Annotated in this window: 16 protein-coding genes; 6 read left to right on the top strand and 10 right to left on the bottom strand. The window is 59.8% G+C overall.

The features are described 5' to 3' along the window. Positions 1-28: 28 nt before the first annotated feature. From ACYU0X_RS04715 to ACYU0X_RS04695, 5 genes are all read right to left on the bottom strand, one after another. The gene (locus ACYU0X_RS04715; protein ID WP_461902260.1) at positions 29-952 is read right to left on the bottom strand and encodes an ABC transporter permease; all 924 of its coding nucleotides are present in this window, start codon (positions 950-952) and stop codon (positions 29-31) included. Between the two features lie 74 nt (positions 953-1026). Further along, a complete protein-coding gene (locus ACYU0X_RS04710; protein ID WP_461902259.1) occupies positions 1027-2628 on the bottom strand; it encodes a peptide ABC transporter substrate-binding protein in 1602 nt (533 codons plus the stop codon). 142 nt (positions 2629-2770) lie between these two features. Beyond that, complete coding sequence (locus ACYU0X_RS04705; protein ID WP_461902258.1) at positions 2771-3703, bottom strand: ROK family protein; 933 nt, start codon at positions 3701-3703, stop codon at positions 2771-2773. A gap of 356 nt (positions 3704-4059) precedes the next feature. Further along, positions 4060-4956, bottom strand: coding sequence for an aminoglycoside phosphotransferase family protein (locus ACYU0X_RS04700; protein ID WP_461902257.1), 897 nt, complete (start codon positions 4954-4956; stop codon positions 4060-4062). A gap of 9 nt (positions 4957-4965) precedes the next feature. Continuing rightward, positions 4966-5556 (bottom strand): isochorismatase family protein, encoded by a 591-nt coding sequence (locus tag ACYU0X_RS04695; protein ID WP_461902256.1) that lies wholly within the window; start codon positions 5554-5556, stop codon positions 4966-4968. 242 nt (positions 5557-5798) lie between these two features. Here ACYU0X_RS04695 and ACYU0X_RS04690 point away from each other — a divergent pair, with 242 nt between their 5' ends. After that, positions 5799-6341, top strand: coding sequence for a HutD/Ves family protein (locus ACYU0X_RS04690; RefSeq protein ID WP_461902255.1), 543 nt, complete (start codon positions 5799-5801; stop codon positions 6339-6341). Positions 6342-6354: 13 nt separating this feature from the next. On the opposite strand, the gene ACYU0X_RS04685 is transcribed toward ACYU0X_RS04690, so the two are convergent. Continuing rightward, entirely contained in the window at positions 6355-6585 is a 231-nt protein-coding gene (locus tag ACYU0X_RS04685) for a hypothetical protein (protein ID WP_461902254.1), read from the bottom strand. 935 nt (positions 6586-7520) lie between these two features. Continuing rightward, a complete protein-coding gene (locus ACYU0X_RS04680; protein ID WP_461902253.1) occupies positions 7521-8108 on the bottom strand; it encodes a TetR/AcrR family transcriptional regulator in 588 nt (195 codons plus the stop codon). A gap of 157 nt (positions 8109-8265) precedes the next feature. Here ACYU0X_RS04680 and ACYU0X_RS04675 point away from each other — a divergent pair, with 157 nt between their 5' ends. From ACYU0X_RS04675 to ACYU0X_RS04655, 5 genes are all read left to right on the top strand, one after another. Next, complete coding sequence (locus ACYU0X_RS04675; protein WP_461902252.1) at positions 8266-9066, top strand: MoaF C-terminal domain-containing protein; 801 nt, start codon at positions 8266-8268, stop codon at positions 9064-9066. 17 nt (positions 9067-9083) lie between these two features. Continuing rightward, entirely contained in the window at positions 9084-10550 is a 1467-nt protein-coding gene (locus tag ACYU0X_RS04670; RefSeq protein WP_461902251.1) for an APC family permease, read from the top strand. Between the two features lie 35 nt (positions 10551-10585). Further along, positions 10586-10918 (top strand): cupin domain-containing protein, encoded by a 333-nt coding sequence (locus ACYU0X_RS04665; RefSeq protein WP_461902250.1) that lies wholly within the window; start codon positions 10586-10588, stop codon positions 10916-10918. Positions 10919-10927: 9 nt separating this feature from the next. After that, positions 10928-12274, top strand: coding sequence for a flavin monoamine oxidase family protein (locus tag ACYU0X_RS04660; RefSeq protein ID WP_461902249.1), 1347 nt, complete (start codon positions 10928-10930; stop codon positions 12272-12274). 574 nt (positions 12275-12848) lie between these two features. Further along, positions 12849-14048 (top strand): IS30 family transposase, encoded by a 1200-nt coding sequence (locus tag ACYU0X_RS04655; protein ID WP_461902777.1) that lies wholly within the window; start codon positions 12849-12851, stop codon positions 14046-14048. A gap of 79 nt (positions 14049-14127) precedes the next feature. On the opposite strand, the gene gatB is transcribed toward ACYU0X_RS04655, so the two are convergent. The 3 genes from gatB to gatC are packed head-to-tail and all read right to left on the bottom strand — an operon-like array spanning position 14128 to position 17486. After that, positions 14128-15636, bottom strand: coding sequence for an Asp-tRNA(Asn)/Glu-tRNA(Gln) amidotransferase subunit GatB (gatB, locus tag ACYU0X_RS04650; RefSeq protein ID WP_461902248.1), 1509 nt, complete (start codon positions 15634-15636; stop codon positions 14128-14130). Positions 15637-15647: 11 nt separating this feature from the next. Further along, positions 15648-17186, bottom strand: a complete 1539-nt coding sequence (gatA, locus tag ACYU0X_RS04645; RefSeq protein WP_461902247.1) for an Asp-tRNA(Asn)/Glu-tRNA(Gln) amidotransferase subunit GatA — start codon at positions 17184-17186, stop codon at positions 15648-15650. A 3-nt stretch (positions 17187-17189) separates the two neighbouring features. Further along, positions 17190-17486, bottom strand: a complete 297-nt coding sequence (gene gatC / locus ACYU0X_RS04640) for an Asp-tRNA(Asn)/Glu-tRNA(Gln) amidotransferase subunit GatC (RefSeq protein WP_309408360.1) — start codon at positions 17484-17486, stop codon at positions 17190-17192. Positions 17487-17580: the final 94 nt, after the last annotated feature.

Genomic DNA, 17580 nt, shown 5'->3' with positions numbered 1-17580 from the left:
CGGTATTCGTTGCCGTGCTCATACGTCTCTATACCCTTACTCGAGGATCGATCAGGCCGTAGGTGAGGTCAACCAACAGGTTGAACACGAGGTACACCAACACGAGCATCGTTGCGATACCCACCACGATGGTCCCCTCCTTGTTATTGATGGAACTGACCATGAGCCCTCCAATGCCAGGTATGTTGAAGATCGCCTCGATGATTACCGCACCCCCGAGCATTCCAGCGAGTGAAAGCCCCAAGTAAGTCACCACAGGAATCAGCGCGTTACGTAGTGCGTGGCCCCAGATAATGCGTTGATCCGAAAGGCCCTTTGCTTTAGCGGTCCTGAGATATTCGGCGCGGAGCACATCTACCAACGAGGTTCGCGTGAGACGGGCCAAACCGGCTGCCGCTTCGATGGCCATCACCAGCGCGGGCAGGATAAATGCCATGGGCCACCCTGCTCGGACGCCAGCCGGGTCAACCCAGCCCAGATGCACCCCGAAGTAGGTTTGGGCTCCGAGTGCAATCACAAATCCGGGGATTCCCATGAACAACACGGTGAAGACCAGCGCGAAATGATCGGCCGCCTTTCCGTGGCGTAGCCCTCCGTAGACGCCAATGATCAAGCCAATAAATAGTTTCAGCACCCAGGCGGTCATCGCTAAAGCAAATGTGGCGGGCAGGCGTTCGAGAATCAGCCCCATCACCGGCCGACCAAAGAAGTCGATGCCGAAATCTCCGCGGAAAACTCCGAGCATGTAATTGCCGTATTGGATGAGAAATGGATCATCGAGGTGGTACGCCTGACGAATCTGGGCCACCGTGGCTTCTGGTAGTGGACGCTCTCCTGTCAACGCCGAAATCGGGTCTCCCGGCATGAGGAAGGTCAAAGCGTAAATAATGAACGTTGCGCCAAGGAGCACAGGGATCATCTGCAAGATGCGTCGTAGGACATAGCCCAACATGGGGTTACCTCACTCAGTACAGTCGGTGGCGGTCCATCGCTGCGTATGGACCGCCACCAGCGGTCGGAAACTGCTTAACAGCCGTAGCCGGCGCGGTAGAACTGCAGGTCGCCTTGGACGTCGTTCATCACTGCACATTCGGAGTGCAGCCCGTAGTCGGTCGGAATGAACAAGGGGATGGCCGGCAGGTCCTTCAGGATGATCTGTTCGGCATCGCGATACAGGCTTGCCGCCTTGGTTTCATCCTGCTCGGCGCGTGCTGCGCGTAGGAGCTTGTCAACTTCCGGGTTCGAGTAGCCGGTGGACGCGTTGCCGTCGCCTCCGGTTTCGTACTGGCTCAGGTACTGGTCGGAGGACATGTATGACCATCCCCAGAGGCCAAAGGCCGCCCCTTCGAGCTTCTGATTATTGCGACGCTCTGAAAGTTCGGTGCCCAACATTGGTTTCTGCTGAACTTCGATTCCCAGATTGTCCTGGATCTGTTTGGCCACTGCCTGGACGAGTTGCTGATCAGAATTCGAGTTACTCTCGATAATCAATGTGCCATCGAAGCCACCGGAATCGGCCAACAATTTCTTGGCGCGTTCTGGATCAAAGGTGCACTCGGAGCAGGCACCCTCCACATAGGAAGCAAGTGCCGGTGGGACCAACGAATCCGAAGGGGTGGCGTGCCCCTTGAGCAATGATTTTGCGATGGCATCGCGGTCGATCGACAGTGAAATGGCTTTACGCAGTTCCGGCGACTTCAGCTCATCAACATAGTCGGGAATCTGAAGTGTTTGCTGCTTCGATCCAATGGAAACCTTGTAAAGCACCTTATCGCCAAGCTGGCTAGTTGCTTTATCGACCATGGTTGCCGGCACGTTCCGAATCATGTCGAGATTACCGGCCGTCATATCGGTGTAGGCCGGATCTACCGAGGTGTAAACCTTACCAACGAGTTCATCGGCACCACCACTGAAACCGGCTGCACCCTTGAAGCCATCCCATTTCTCCAACACAATCTGTTGATTGTGGTCCCAGGAAACAAACTTGTACGGTCCGTTGGACACCGGGGCTTCATCATAAGATGCCTCGTCCTCCAGTGCCGTAGCGGGTAGCGGGCACGTTGGGTTTGTGCTCAGAACCTTCGGGAAGTCGGCGTTAGGTGCCTTGAGCGTAACTTCCAGGTGCGTTTCGTCAATGACCTTCACGCCAGAGAGCACATCGGTGCTCGGTTCGGATCCATCCGTTGGATTCAACTCGTCGTAACCTTCGAAGGAGACGAACGTGCCGTTACCCTGCCATGCGTTTGACCCTGTCGCCGTCGCGTTCCATGCGTCAGCGAAAGAATGTGCGGTCACCGGAGATCCATCATGAAAGGTCCAGCCGTCTTGAAGCTCGATGTTCCAGACTTTGGCATCTTCGCTTTCGACCGCTTGGGCCGCCAAGGGCTCAAGCTTCTGAGTTTCAACATTGACTTCCATGAGGTTGGCGCACAACGCCATACCTACTTGGCTGCCGGGATCTTTTTGCGGCACGATACTCTTCGGCTCGCTGGTCATAAATGACAATGACCGTTTGCCTTGCGCGTCGCTCTGCGGCTGGCCACCATTTTCACCCGAGGCACAACCGGTGGCGACGAGCGCGAGCGCTGCCGCTCCGGCGGCCAACACCATTTTGGGGGATCGCTTCATTGGGACTCCTAGTTGGGTGCGGCATCCGACTCACCCACATCTCGGTGCTTGGCTGCCAACACATACTTTATTTTATGAAATAAAGTAAACATGCCAATGTGATCCTGTCAACACTTTCCGAGAAAATGACCTTACGCCGAAGCTACGAGGACAGCGACTCAAGCACACCCAGCGGGCGCTCGAGGACCTCATTGACCATAATGCTTGCGGCAAAGATGGAGAGCGATAGTTCGTGGTCACTGGAGTACACCACACGCTGCGCCGCCAGTTCTCCTTGACCGGCACGCGCGGCAACCACCCGTCGGACATGAGCTAGAGTTTCCGGGCGTTCGGCGGGTGTTCCTGCGATGACTACGAGCCCAGGATCCAACAGATCCATGAGTACGGCCGCAGCCCGCGCCACATAGCCATCGCGTTCGGCCACAATCGCACGGATCTGCTCATCCCCCGCATCATAAAGTCGGTCAACGTCGGCGTAAGTGCGCACGTCCTGACGACCGGCCGCTTGCGCACATCGCACCGTAGCTTCGTCTGTGGCCACCGTTTGAAGACATCCTTGGCGTCCACAGTCGCAACGGAATTGCCCGTCCGATACCCGCAAGTGCGCAATCTTCCCGGCGTGCTGCGAATGACCGGCACGGATGACACCGTCACTGACCAGTACCGCGCCCAGATCCGAGGTGTTGACCATGAGCACGAAATCAGGCTGCTGTGCCCCATGACCAAAAAGTAATTCATGCTGAGCCGCGGCCCGCGCATTATTATCCAGCACCACAGGTCCGGGTAGGCGACCTGCCAGTTGTTCCACGGCGTGCACATCAAACCAGCCCGCACCGGAATTTTCCACAATGATCCCGCGCTCGCGATCGACGATGCCGCCGGTGGCCACGCCCGTACCAAGAACATGGCGTCCCGACGCATGTTCCTCAACCAGTTTGGTAGCCTCCGCTACGACAACGTCGAAGGTCTGCTCAGCGCTAAAACCAGAATGCGGAACCAGCGCGGAAGCATGGGCGATTCCATCGAGGCCCGTCAAGACCACGCCAGTCACCCGCGGCCCTAAATGAATCCCCATGACTAGGTGCGAAGTTGAGTCAACGTGTAGAGGCACGCGAGGCCGCCCTTGTCCCGCAGCGACGGGAGACGCTTCACACAGCAATTTGGCTTCGACAAGCTTCAGAGCGATGCTGGTCACCGACGCAGCGCTAATGCCGACTGCATCGGCAACGTCCTTCCGCGATTGACCGGGATTCGAAAAAACTTCGCGTAAGACCGAAGCAAAATTTCGCTCACGTATCGGGTCGGACTTGCGGGCCATCCACCTGCCTGCCTTTCACATGCGTATTCTTTCACCACCAACATCAGGAAGCTGAGCTAATTCTGCCACCGATGCCCAATTCAGATGTTATCGCCGCAGTATGCGTATCTAACTCAGAGCAACGAAAAGCTCTCACGGCCCACCGCACCCAGCAGGTCATCGGCGGGCAGGCCCCGAATCAGCAAGGTGTAACGCAGTGCCCAGGCCCGTGCTCGTAGCCATGTATTTCCACCGTGCTCGTAGCCCAATGCGGCGAGCGCTACGTCTCGCACCGCCGGACTGAAATGCAGCCAGAGCATCCCGAGATCTGAGGCAGGATCTCCGATGCATAGGTCTCCGAAATCGACCAGTCCTACGAAGTGCCCGCCGTGCGCCGCAACGGTGGCAATAGTGTTGTGTGGGTGCGGATCGCCGTGGAGCCAACGTGGTGCCGAGTCAAAGGGTTCCGCGCCCCGGCCCGCCTCCCAGATTTCTCGTGTCTTGGCCTGCTCACGTCCGTTCAACTGCGCGATCTGCTCAGTGGTGCGCTCGTCGAGACTCGCTAGGGCGCAACCCCGAAACGCACTTCGCGGCCCTTGTGAGGCCGGCACATGCAGACGGGAGAGTTGCGATGAAAACTCTGGGGCATAGCAATCTCGCTCCTCGCGGCTGAGCGTGGCAGCGCTCCTACCCGGAACGTACCGGGTGATGCTCATGGTGAAGGGGTAGTAGTCGGTCGGGCGACCTTCGAACAAGACCTCCCCCACGGCCAGGCCGGTGTCTTGTGCGAGAACGGGCAGCCACGTCCGTTCTTTGCGCCCGATCTCCTCCCCGAGTTCCCGCCGCGGTAACCGAAGCAGAAATTGCTCGCCCAAGCGATAAACCACGTTATCCCAGCCGGTGGCGACGTAGCGGAGCTCGTAGGCGGCAAAGTGCGCTGCTTGTTCTTGAAGTAATCGGCTGGCCAGATGGTGATCGATCTGGACCGTAGCGGCAGGCATCCGAGTCACGGCGGGCGGGGTAGGCTTCATCTGCTCATGCTATGTCAGGAACCCGGTCGCCAAGCTATCAACGCCGCCGGGAAACTCGATGGCGTCGTGGTTGGTAACGGCAAAACGCTGACCCGGGTAACGGAGGCCGGAGACATACATGTTGGTGTGCGCAATGATCTGCTCGGCGCTGATGTCCACTCCGCCCCAGGTGCTGTCGCAGGTTGTGTGGGCATCGGCCACTAGGGTTACGTCATAACCTTCAATCGCGGCCCGTTGCACGGTGGTGCGGACACAGAAATCACTCTGGGCACCACTAATCACAAAGTGCCGTGCACCCAATCTCTCCAGGGTTTGGCTAAGTTCGGTGTCCGTGAAGGAATCACGGTAGCTCTTCCGGATCACTGCCTCATCCCTCATAGTGGCCAGTGGATGCACGAGTTCCCACTTCGGTGTGCCGACACCAACTGGATCATGGAACACCCACCCAACCGGCACCCCTTGTTCACGTGCCCGCTCCACCAGCGCGGCCACACGCATCGTCACTTCATCTTCGGCCAGGCAACCGGGCACCACACCTTGCTGCATATCGATGACGAGCAACACCGTCGATCCCTCGTGCTCCGTATCCGTGACTCTCATCCATTTGTCCCTTTGGCCCACGACCTGCTGTTCACCTATCAATCTACTCGCCCGCTAAGGCGCTGGCGGATGCTGACGCTCTCCCCCGGAAACCACCTGGGCTCGCGAGGACATCGAAGATTCAGAAATGGCGGGCCATGCGCACAAGTGAAACGATAACTGTGCGCCCGCACGTGTCCCCGCAGGAGGCACACCCGAATCTAGGCAACTGTCGATGGTGACAGTGCAAAGGAGACTGCCTCATGAATAGCCCAGTCTTCGTCGAGTACACCGCGGTGACGCCACAGCCCTGGAAGAACGGGCGTGGCATCACACGAAATCTCTTCGACGACAGCGACCGAGCGGGTCAGTGGAGTTGGCGAATCAGTATCGCCGAAATCACCGGGACGCAGCCCTATAGCCGCTACCCCGGTGTGCGGCGCGGCCAGGTCGCCCTCGGCCCTGGTGCCGTCGAACTGACCCTCAACGGCGAAATCACCGAGCTTCCGGTGGAGGGCACCATCGTCTTTGACGGCGAAGAGGAAGTCTCAGCTACCCCACACAGCGAAGGCTTTCTCGATCTCAACGTCATGGTCGCCCGAGCACGGTGGACACCGCACGTGAGCATCATTAACGATCCGGCACTGCAAGTCCCCGAGGACGGCTTCTGGGCAGTGGTTGCTCTGGAAGATTCCTGTACGTTCGGTGATCACCGCTTCGCTCGCCTCGATGCCCTCCTGCTCACCCCTGGCGCACAGAGTGGCGTGGGTCGTTTCGTCCTGGCTCGCATAACCCCTGCAGGCTAGCCGGTCGACTGAGCTATTGAAGCGCAGGCACGATCTCAAGTGCTCGAGCTGGTTCGGCACAGGCGGTGCGATGAAGCAGAGCATCCGAGGACTTCAGGCGGTTATTCACGCCGGTGTCATCGCACCAATCCAGTGCGTCGGGCATCGCCAAGACCGTGGCCGTACCCGTCTGGGTTCTGTCCGGGATGACGAAAGTGAATTCGAAAGCACCGGTGTCGCTCATTTCGGCGGTCGTGTTCAGCACCTCTGCACCCGACGCATCCGTGAGTATCACTCGAACCTTCGCGTCTTCTCCGTAACTCGGATTGCAGGTCGCAGCCGGTGCGGAGACTGTCACCTCGTCACCCACGCGAGCGTTGGAGGGTTCCACCGCGAATTTTGGCGGATTGCACGAAGGCGGCACGGGATCCGGCGCGGCACAGGCTACGACCGAACCGAGCAACAGTGCGAGGGTTCCGCACGTACTCGCGACCTGAGTATGCCACGACCTTCGCGACACCGAACGGGCAACTCTCATCTTCACACCATAATGCGCGACACCCGCCCTGTGTACCGGTAACTGATTTCAGATAGCCCATTCCCCGGCGGTAAGCACCTAATTGTGCCTGAAATCCTTATCCGGCCTCAGAATGACCGGGGCAAGGTCTCGGTTCGCAGAGGTACTGGGCCCATCGGCCTGAATCTCACCACCTCGCGCAACGAACTCAGCGGCTTCGTTGCCTAGTTGATGAGCAAACAATGGCAGACCGAATTCGGCGGCGACACCGGCCGGACCTTTCGGCACCAGAACGCGCGGCGCTTAAACCTTCGCCCTCCCCACGCCACACCGGCAAGGTCTTCAACGAGGCTTCAAGTCGATGGCAACGCCATTCGACCAGGGATGTGTTTGTTGAGCACTATCAGCTACGGACACCTTAGCGGCGACCAGTAGAGTAATCACGATTGAGCCGAGACATGGACCTCGCTGCCGCGGGTTTCCCCGCTCCGAAAGTAGTGGTAACCGACGGCGGCTTGGGCTTGATGGAATCGACGAAACAGCCTTGGCCGCAGGTGAAGAATCCACCCTGGCTAGTGCATGTCCTACCCAACGTGCACACACCTCACGGTGAGTCCGCATCTCGACTGCGCAATGACGGAATACTACAAACCACCAACGCAGCTTTCGTCATGCTCGGCAATTCAACCTTCTTCGCCCGCAGCCGATCGCTCAAGCAGTGAGACCAAGCGACCCACGCCGACAACGGCCTCCCGAATCCGCTCCTCGTCCCCTATGGTCAGGAGCTGAAGCATCAGCCCATCGAACGCGGCGAAGATCGCAGAGGCAATCTCACCGATCACCGCCAACCCCCGGCGCTCCAGCGCACGTTCGATGGCGGAGTTGTAGTTCATATAGAGGTTCTCCACCAGCACTCGAATTTTCTCGTCCCTGCGAGATTGGAGAATCATTTCGAACTGGAAAACCTGGAGTTCTGGCGCGTCCAAAATCGACTGCATGAGTGAATTCGCAAAGGACTCGTCGAATTCCACGACTCGGTCCAGTCCCGTCTCGCCAATAGACCGCTGAGCAGCCCATTCCATCGTGGCAGCCAGTAGCCCCTCAATTGAGCCAAAATGATGGGCGACCAGCGTGTGGTTCACTCCGGCCTTCCCGGCGACCGCGCGATATGTGACTCCCCGTAGCCCTTTCTCCGCAACGACGGCGATGACCGCTTCCAGTAGGGCCTCCCGGCCATCTCCGTAAGGCAAGCGGGTAGAAGTCTGACTCATGAATCCCATCTTAGCCACGGCGTGGGCCCACCCCGACCGGTGAACTTCACCCTCGAATTTGACCCTTGACCAAGAACTAGACAAGTGTATAGTTCTTAAGCATGACCTACGCCACACCGGCTTGTGGGTATCCCCAGCACGGAAGAGCTACTCGATAATGTCCATTCCAAATTCCCAAGACTTCGTCCCCGAAACCGACTGGCCGGCAATCTCAGTCATGCTTGACGGGTTCGGAGAACAAACTCTGTCTGCCACCACGGCCTTGAGCGATTCGACCATCCTCATGCCCGGTGACGAGCATGACACCGTATACACATTCCTCGACGGCGAAACCGTGGCATGGTCTTCTACCGGGAACCCCGGCAGCACGCAGGGCACCGCACCATACAAGGCCATCGAGGCGCGCGCGGGTCTGTTCATCATCAATTTCCTGCGCGGTACCGGGCTGGACACCGAGAACGTGACCATAGTTCTGGATCGAACCAGCGGAATCATAACTTCCGGAATTTCTCGTTTAGTGACCATCGACGGAAATGTCCGCAGTGTCACCGACTTTAGCCATACCAGCATTGACGGGCAGCCAATTCAACGGGAACGTTCGTCCGGCCTTGTCGGAAAAAGGGTTTTCTACCGTTACAGCGACAGCGAAACATACGAACACATCTACCTGAACTCGGGAACCTTCACGTGGCACTGCCTGCGCGGCGGTGAAGCCGGGCTGGCAGATACCGACCGCTGCATGGCGTGGGAGGTCGCCGAGGACGTATTCATCTTCTTCTGGACCGAAAAGGTCATGGCGGTCGAGGCCGTTCTGCTCGTTGACCTGCGAGAACAACGCTCAATTGGGCGCATGTTCGGATGGGATCACTCTGCCGCCGGCGTCGTCTCGCTCCCCTTCAATTCTCGGCTATCGGTGTTAAACACCACCGAATACCCGCAGGACCTCGCCAAACTCTGACCCTGAAAGGCAGTCCCGTGGCTAACTCAGAACAATTTCCTGAAGTACCACAGCCGATGCATCGAACCCTGCGATGGCAGGACGCTTTTGCCTTGGCCATGGCTGTATCCGGAGGCCTGTTCGTCTCTTTCGGCCCCACCATGGCTGCGATCGGCGCGTTGTCCGCCTTGTTCATCTGGGCGCTGGCTGCCGGGATCGGCTGGTTGCAGAACCACCTCTTCGCGGAGATGGCCTCGATGTTTCCAGATAAACCAGGTGGTGTCCCGGTTTATGCGCACGAAGCATGGAAGGAACGATTCGCCCCGGCCGGGGCGTTGGCTGCCTTCGGCTACTGGTTTGGCTGGTCAGCCGTGATTTCGGTGGTCAGCCTCACCGCCGGCACCATCGTCCAGCACCGGTGGCTCCCCAATGCTGTGGAGCCGTTGGATCTCGGTGTGGTGCAACTCGGTGCGGGCCAGCTGATAGGCATCGCCTTCATCCTGGTGCTGATGGTGCCCAACCTATTTGGTGCCCAACCGGCTGCCTGGGTCAACAAGGTCCTTGGGATCCTGTTGTTGGTGCCGTTGCTGACCTTCGTCATTGCTCCACTGGCAAGCGGCCAGTGGGACGCCTCCAATATCACGTGGGGTCTTGGCCAGCCAGGAGCCGATCACTGGGGCGGCTGGCAAGATGCTGCAGTCTGGCTGTATTTGGTGGGCTGGACCGCTTATGGCACCGAAATGTGCGCCGCTTTCACCCCCGAATACCGTAGCGCCAAAGACGCCCGCCGCGCCCTATCCAGCTCCGGGGCCTTCACGTTCATAATGTTCGCCCTTGTTCCACTGGGAATCGGCGGCATCGTGTCCCACGCCGACGCCGCCGCGGACCCGAGCTCCGTGTTCGTCAACGGATTCGCCACCGTGCTACCCACCGGCCTCGCCGGCGATATTGCGCTGATCATCACCATCGGCGCGCTTCTGATGGGCGTAAATGCCAGCATGGCCGATGGTTCCCGCGCGCTTTACGGTGCGGCCATAGACGGGTTGGTCCCCCGCCAGCTTGAAGTGCTCAATCGCCATCAGGTTCCTGCCCGGGCCATCGTAGCCGCCGTTGTCATGAACGTCTTGCTGGTGATCTTCGTATCAAACCCCATTGCGATCCTGGTGGCGGCGAATATCGGTTATCTGCTGGCGATCCTCCTTGCCGTCTCCGGATTCCTGATCTTGCGCAAGGACAGACCCGATGCTCCACGCACTTTCAAGCTGGGAAACTGGGCAGTCCCGGTAGCCGTCGTCCTAAGTGTTTACGGGGGCGCAGTGCTGATCATCGGTGCCTCCTCCGCGAAGATATCAGGCTACGGCGGCACCGCGGAACTAACCATCGGGGTCGGAATCCTTCTGCTGTCTCTCGTCCTATTCGTCATCCGTCGGCGATTCCAAGATCGCTTACCCCTTCTGCATGAACCGCGACTTCCCAGTGAATCCGAGCCCCCAGTCAGCCCGTGACGCGCTGTCACGTTCCCCTCAAATCAAGGAAAACCATGTCACACGTCTTCTATGCACAACATGATCGATCAGCCGCCGAGCCATTTGCTGTCGGCACAGTTCAATGGCTTCGCAGGCCAGGCGACAATGGCAATCAGGCGCTCTCCGCGGGTATCTGGCACATCACGCCGGATGAAGCACCCGACCCCTTCGATTTACCGATCGAGGAGGACGAAACCATCTACATCGTCTCCGGACATCTGCGCATCGAGGTGGCCGGTGGCCCGACGCACGAGATGACCGGCGGCACCATGGCCTCGCTTTCCAAAGGGGCGATGACGCGGTGGACCGTCCTCGAGCCAACCGTCGAGTTCTTCGTTTACAGCTAAGGATGCACCATGGAAAACACTGACGTCATCATCGTGGGGGCTGGATTCGCCGGACTTGTCGCGGCTCGCGAACTCACGCACCGTGGCCACCGGGTCATCGTTCTTGAGGCCCGCGACCGCATCGCCGGACGCACCCACACGAGCGAACGCATGGGCCGGCAACTGGAGCTCGGCGGTACCTGGGTGCATTGGAGCCAGCCTTACGTGTGGTCCGAAATGGGCCGATACGGCATAGAACCTGTCGCGGGACCCGAATTCACCAAGGCCTTTTGGAACATCGGCGGGCAACGTCAAACAGGTCATGCGGACGAAATCCTCGACCTGCTCGACGCACCAAACCAAGCGCTGCTCGCCGACGCCAGGAAGTACTTTCCGTTGCCCTGGCAGCCACTCGCTGATGCCAGGGTCAAGGACGTCGATGCACTCACGCTGTCGGAGGTCATAGACCGGCTCGATCTGCCCGAGGACCGTCGCCTGCTGTTGCGCTCGTTCTGGGCGTTGAATTTCAATGGTCGGCTGGATGACGCCGCATACACGCAGGCCCTGCGCTGGTGTGCGGCGGCGAGCGGCTCCTGGCGGCTCATGTTTGAAACGTGCTCGACGTTTAAGATCGCTGGCGGCACTCACCGTCTGGCCGAGGCGATCGCCGCGGATTCAACCGCTGATATCCGCCTTGAGCACGCCGTGGACTCAATTCACCATGACTCTGAGTCGGTCACGGTGCGCACCGCCAACGGCCACACCTTCACCGCCCGTGAACTCATCCTGGCAGTCCCCCTGCATGTACTCGGCGATATCGACATCCACCCCGAGCTTTCGGCAGGTAAAGTGGCCGCTTCGACCTCCGGCCACGCCGGTCGAGGCGCCAAACTCTGGATCAAGGTCAAGGGACGGCAGGAGCGGTTCATAGCCTTCGCAGGTGAGGATGCGCCATTGAACTTCGCACAGGCCGAGTACCTGGATGAGGATTCCACCACGCTGGTTTGCTTTGGCCCCGATGCCTCCGCGATCGACGTCCAGGATGTCGCCGGCGCACAGGCTGCCCTTAATCGGCTCGTCCCGGAGTTGGAGGTCATCGAGGTTGCCGGCCATGACTGGGTCGACGACGCCTACTCGCGTTCGACCTGGTCAATGCACCGAACCGGGTTTCTCTCGCAGTCACTTGCCGAACTGCAGAGGACCGAAGGCCGTATCCGTCTCGCCGGATCGGATCTCGCCGACGGTTGGGGCGGATTCATCGACGGTGCCCTCGAATCGGGGATCCGTGCCGCACGTTCCGCCGCATTCGCCCTGGACGCTCAATCCCCACCTGCGGACTCCGCGAACGGCTTGCCCTGCACGACGGGTGCTCGCTAAGACACCTCGTCACCTCATGGGCGATTGATCCGGCGCATGCCGCCTGGACATAACGAACGGCCCGTACCAACCCGGCGGGTTCTAACGGTCGTTGCAACACCCTGAACAATCAGGAGTTGCAACGACCGTGCCTCATTTAACCCAAGAGTCATTACCTTATTTAACCCAAGAGTCATTACCTACCACCCCTGAACGATCCACAAGAGCAAGAATCACAGAGCACGAGAAACAGCGCTTCTATGAGGTGCTGAAGCAAACTCAGCGTGTCAAAGATGCGGCCCAGGCCATCAACGTCTCGCTACCCACGGCCTATCAACTCGCCAAAACAATGGGCTGGACATCGTCTCGAACAACCCCCTCTAGCGCTCTCGGAAAGCCCAAAACTCGATACACCCAAGAACAGAAAGACGCGTTCTTTACTGCGTTTCAGAAGTATCAGAACGTCACCACCGCGGCCCGAGAGACCAACATTCCACGGTTTACGTGCTATCAATGGGTCGCCAAAGCAGGACTGAAAGTCCCGAATCCCCACGCGGGCAAGCGTGAACAGTTCCTGCGCCTACGCAAGCAAGGCATGAGTCGTCGGGAAGCCGCCGAGCATGTCAGAGCCAACATCAGAACCGCTGGAGACTGGGACAACGGCATCCGTAGGAGCGGCGACAAGCGGTTCTATCCAGATGGCCGAGTCGTGGACTATAACAGTGGAATGATCACCCACACTGCCCCGTCAGGCCGGCAGCAGAACACAGCGAATCCCAGCATCCTGGCGTTGGAGCAGCAGATTAATCCGCGCTTCCTGTCCATGATGGAACGTGAGGAAATCTATGCGCTCAGCATTGCTGGACACTCGATACGTCAGATCGCGCAGAAGCTTCACCGTTCGCCGTCCACCATCAGCAGGGAACTGAGGCGAAATTGCACAGTAAACGGTGATTACTACCCTCACCCGGCACACCGCCAAGCTGCGTACCGCAGAGCACGACCGAAGCAAGCCAGGCTTGCCCGCTCCGGAGCATTACGTGATTACGTTGCTCATGGTTTGGGTCTAGGGTGGTCACCGGAACAAGTCTGCTCCCGCATGGCAGCTGATCACCCTGATGATTTGGAGATGCGAGTGTGCCAGGAAACGGTGTATCAATCTATCTATCTGCAAGCCCGTGGTGGGTTAAAACGAGAAATCGCTCAAGCACTACGTTCCGGACGGGCACGGCGTAAGCCGCAGAAGAAGATTGATGAGCGCCGGCCACGTTTTCGCGACCCGATGATCAATATCAGTGAACGCCCTGCTGAGGTTGAGGATCGTGCCGTGCCGGGGCATTGGGAAGGCGACTTGATTATGGGGGCGGGGAACCAATCAGCGATTGGCACGCTGGTGGAGCGCAGCACCCGGTTTGTGATGCTGGTGCACTTGCCCGGGGACCATACCGCAGAAACCGTGCGTGACGGGCTGATCGCGACGATGGCGACGTTGCCTGACGCGTTACGCGGATCTCTAACCTGGGATCAAGGTATTGAGATGGCATTGCATAAATCGTTTAGCGCGGCGACGGACATGGACGTGTATTTCTGTGATCCACATAGTCCGTGGCAGCGTGGATCGAATGAGAACACGAACGGGTTGTTGCGCCAGTATTTTCCCAAAGGTGCTGATTTGAGCAAGTATGGTCCGCAGGATTTGAAGCAGGTAGCTGAGTTGCTCAATGGGCGTCCACGCAAAACGCTCGACTGGAAGACTCCAGCCGAGCGTCTGCATGAATTATTATCGGTAGCCTAGACCGCCGGTGTTGCAACGACCACTAGAACCTGCCCCCGAGAATCGGGATGGTGCGGGCCGTTGCCGGTTCGGCTGAGTGCTAGAGACCCAGCTTCTCCATGACGATTTCGCGTACGCGACCGGCGTCGGCCTGTCCACGGGTTGCCTTCATGACCGGGCCCATCAGGGCGCCGATGGCCTGCAACTTGCCGCCCTTGATCTTCTCGACCACGTCCGGCATGGCGGCGATGGCATCGTCCACGGCCTTGCCAAGCGCGCCCTCGTCGTTCACCACGGCCAGCGAACGCTTCTCGACGATTTCGCTCGGAATACCTTCTCCGGCGAGCACGTATTCGAGAACCTGACGGGCGATCTTGTCGTTGATCTTCTTCGCGTTGATCAGCGAGTCCAGCTCCACGATGGTCTGCGGGGTGACGCCGAGATCGGCGATCTCCTTATCCGCTGCCTTGGCCAGGCGGGCAATTTCGCCCATCCACCATTTGCGGGCTACCGCGGCCGAAGCACCGGCGGCGATGGTCGCCTCGATCTCGTCGAGAACACCGGCGTTGACCACGTCACGGAATTCCTTATCCGCGTAACCCCACTCGGCCTTCAGACGCTTGCGGCGCTCGGACGGTGGTTCCGGCAACCGGGCGCGCAGTTCCTCGATCCACTCGGCGGTGGTGACGATCGGGACCAGATCCGGCTCCGGGAAGTAACGGTAGTCATCGGCGTCCGACTTCGGGCGACCCGAGGTCGTGGAACGGGTGTCCTCGTGCCAGTGACGGGTTTCCTGCAGAATGCTCTGCCCGGACTCCAACACGGCGGCGTGACGTTCGATCTCGAAACGCACGGCATGCTCGACGGCGCGCAAGGAGTTCACGTTCTTGGTTTCGGTACGGGTACCGAACTTCTCCGAGCCCTTGGGCATGAGCGAAACGTTGGCATCGCAGCGCACGTTGCCGCGTTCCATCTTGGCATCCGAGACACCCAGATTCTTCACGATCTCGCGGATGGCCGCCACATAAGCACGAGCCAGTTCCGGGGCACGCTTACCGGCCCCGACGATCGGCTTGGTGACGATCTCAACCAGCGGCACACCGGCACGGTTGTAGTCCACCAGCGAGTAGTCGGCCCCCTGAATACGACCCGCGGCGCCACCCATGTGGGTCAGCTTGCCGGCGTCTTCTTCCATGTGGGCACGTTCGATCTCGACTCGGAAAACTTCCCCGTCCTCGAGCTCGATGTCCAGGTAGCCGTCGTGGGCGATCGGGTCATCGTACTGCGAGGTCTGGAAGTTCTTCGGGGTGTCCGGGTAGAAGTAGTTCTTCCGGGCAAAACCGCACTTCTCGGCGATCTGGCAGTTCAGCGCCAGGCCGATCAGGATGGAGTACTCCACGGCGGTCTTGTTGACCGTCGGCAAGACACCGGGCAACCCCAGGTCGACCGGGGTCACGTTGGTGTTCGGAGCGTCGCCGAAGGCGTTGGGCGCATCGGAGAACATTTTGGTTTTGGTGTTCAGTTCGACGTGGACCTCAAAGCCCAGCACCGGATCGTACTTTTCCAGTGCTACGTCGAAATCGACCAATTCATCGGTGTAGTTAGCCATTGAAGAAAGCCCTAGCCCTTCTGCCCGATCGTGGCGGCGTCGATGGACGGCGCCTGCGAAATGAAGCTGTGACCGCTGCGCTGTTCCAGCAGGGTCTCCAGCGCGGCACCGACCTTGTAGAGGCGCTTGTCCTCGTAGGCCGGCGCCAGGAACTGGATGCCCACCGGCAGCCCCTCGGACAGACCGCCGGGCACCGTGATGCCCGGAACGCCAGCGAGGTTGGCCGGTATGGTGGCCACATCGTTCAGGTACATGGCCAGCGGAACGTCGGTCTTCGAACCGAGTTCGAAGGCCACGGTCGGCGCGGTTGGGGAGATCAGCACGTCGGCGGCCTCGAAGGCGGCGTCGAAGTCACGCTGAATCAAGGTGCGCACCTTCTGGGCCGACCCGTAGTAGGCATCGTAGTAGCCGGCCGACAGGGCGTAGGTACCCAGGATGATACGGCGCTTGACTTCGTCACCGAAGCCGGCGGCACGGGTAGCACCCATGACGCGCTCGATGGTCATTGGGCCTTCCTCGGGCAGCACACGGTTGCCGTAGCGCACGCCGTCAAACTTGGCCAGGTTGGAGGAAACCTCCGAGGGCATGATCAGGTAGTAGGCACCCAGTGCGTACTTGAAGTTCGGGCAGGAGACCTGAACGATCTCTGCGCCGGCGGCCTTGAGCAGTTCGAGGGATTCCTCGAAGCGTGCCTGAACGCCTGGCTCATAGCCCTCGCCCTGCAGTTCTTCGATGATGCCCACGCGCACGCCGGTCAGATCCCCCGCGGTGCCTTCCACCGCGGCGGCTACGAGACCGTCGAGGGTATTGGGCAGCGAGGTGGAGTCCTTCGGGTCATGCCCGCCGATGAGTTCCTGCAGCAGCGCCGAGTCGAGCACGGTGCGGGAGACCGGGCCGATCTGATCCAGCGAGGAGGCCATGGCGATCGCCCCGTAACGGGACACCGCGCCATAAGTGGGCTTCACGCCCACGGTGCCAGTGACCGCACCGGGCTGACGGATCGACCCACCGGTGTCGGTGCCCAATGCCAGCGGAGCTTCGAAGGCTGCCACGGCAGCGGCCGAGCCACCACCGGAGCCACCCGGGATGCGGTTCAGGTCCCATGGGTTGCGGGTCACGCCAAAGGCGGAGTGCTCGGTGGAGGAACCCATGGCGAACTCGTCAAGGTTGGTCTTGCCGAGCATGGGCAGCTTCGCGGCTCGGATCTTTTCGATCACGGTCGCGTCATAGGGGCTCATCCAGCCCTCGAGCATTTTCGAGGCGGCGGTGGTCGGCTGCCCCTTGGTCACGATCAAGTCCTTGATCGCGATCGGCACACCGGCCAACGGGTGCAGGGCCTGGGCGGCTTCTCCCCCGGCGGTGCGAATGGCATCGACCTCGGCGGCTACGGCGAGCGCTTCCTCGGCGTTGACATGCAAGAAGGCGTTGATGGCACCGTCGACTTCGGCGATGCGGTCCAGGTGGGCCTGCACGGCCTGCACGCTGGTGACTTCACCGGAGTGCAGCTTGGTGGCCAGTTCGCTGGCGGAAAGGTGAATCAGCTCGCTCATGGATTACTCCCCATCCAAAATTGCCGGGACCTTGAAGCGGTCCGAGTCCGAATCCGGAGCGTTGAGCAGGACCTCGTCGATGCTCAGCGTCTGCCCCACCACGTCCTCACGGAACACGTTATTCAGCGGAATCGGGTGGCTGGTGGCTGGGATATCGGAGGAGGCGACTTCGCTGACAGATGCGATGGCATCGACGATCACGCCGAGTTCGCCGGTCATCTTATCCAGCTCTGCGTCGCCCATCTCGATGTGGGCCAAACGTGCCAGATGCACGAGGTCCTCACGGCTGATGGCAGACATATATCTCCCTGAAAGTGGGCGGTTGGTTTCAGCTATAAGTCTAGCCCGTACGGCCCGATTCGACCCGATCGGCGGGCTGCGGGCGGCCGATCCG

The sequence above is a fragment of the Glutamicibacter sp. X7 genome (assembly GCF_054889245.1).
Note: the sequence above shows the minus strand (reverse complement) of the source record. Positions and strands in the feature narration are given on the sequence as shown.

Excerpts from the sequence above, each read along its gene's own strand:
- ACYU0X_RS04675 (WP_461902252.1), top strand. The coding sequence starts at position 8,266 with ATGTCCATTCCAAATTCCCAAGACTTCGTCCCCGAAACCGACTGGCCG.
- ACYU0X_RS04655 (WP_461902777.1), top strand. The coding sequence starts at position 12,849 with ATGAGTCGTCGGGAAGCCGCCGAGCATGTCAGAGCCAACATCAGAACC.
- ACYU0X_RS04715 (WP_461902260.1), bottom strand. The coding sequence starts at position 952 with ATGTTGGGCTATGTCCTACGACGCATCTTGCAGATGATCCCTGTGCTC.
- ACYU0X_RS04705 (WP_461902258.1), bottom strand. The coding sequence starts at position 3,703 with ATGGGGATTCATTTAGGGCCGCGGGTGACTGGCGTGGTCTTGACGGGC.
- ACYU0X_RS04660 (WP_461902249.1), top strand. The coding sequence starts at position 10,928 with ATGGAAAACACTGACGTCATCATCGTGGGGGCTGGATTCGCCGGACTT.
- ACYU0X_RS04710 (WP_461902259.1), bottom strand. The coding sequence starts at position 2,628 with ATGAAGCGATCCCCCAAAATGGTGTTGGCCGCCGGAGCGGCAGCGCTC.
- ACYU0X_RS04695 (WP_461902256.1), bottom strand. The coding sequence starts at position 5,556 with ATGAGAGTCACGGATACGGAGCACGAGGGATCGACGGTGTTGCTCGTC.
- ACYU0X_RS04680 (WP_461902253.1), bottom strand. The coding sequence starts at position 8,108 with ATGAGTCAGACTTCTACCCGCTTGCCTTACGGAGATGGCCGGGAGGCC.
- ACYU0X_RS04690 (WP_461902255.1), top strand. The coding sequence starts at position 5,799 with ATGAATAGCCCAGTCTTCGTCGAGTACACCGCGGTGACGCCACAGCCC.
- gatB (WP_461902248.1), bottom strand. The coding sequence starts at position 15,636 with ATGGCTAACTACACCGATGAATTGGTCGATTTCGACGTAGCACTGGAA.
- gatA (WP_461902247.1), bottom strand. The coding sequence starts at position 17,186 with ATGAGCGAGCTGATTCACCTTTCCGCCAGCGAACTGGCCACCAAGCTG.
- ACYU0X_RS04665 (WP_461902250.1), top strand. The coding sequence starts at position 10,586 with ATGTCACACGTCTTCTATGCACAACATGATCGATCAGCCGCCGAGCCA.
- gatC (WP_309408360.1), bottom strand. The coding sequence starts at position 17,486 with ATGTCTGCCATCAGCCGTGAGGACCTCGTGCATCTGGCACGTTTGGCC.
- ACYU0X_RS04700 (WP_461902257.1), bottom strand. The coding sequence starts at position 4,956 with ATGAAGCCTACCCCGCCCGCCGTGACTCGGATGCCTGCCGCTACGGTC.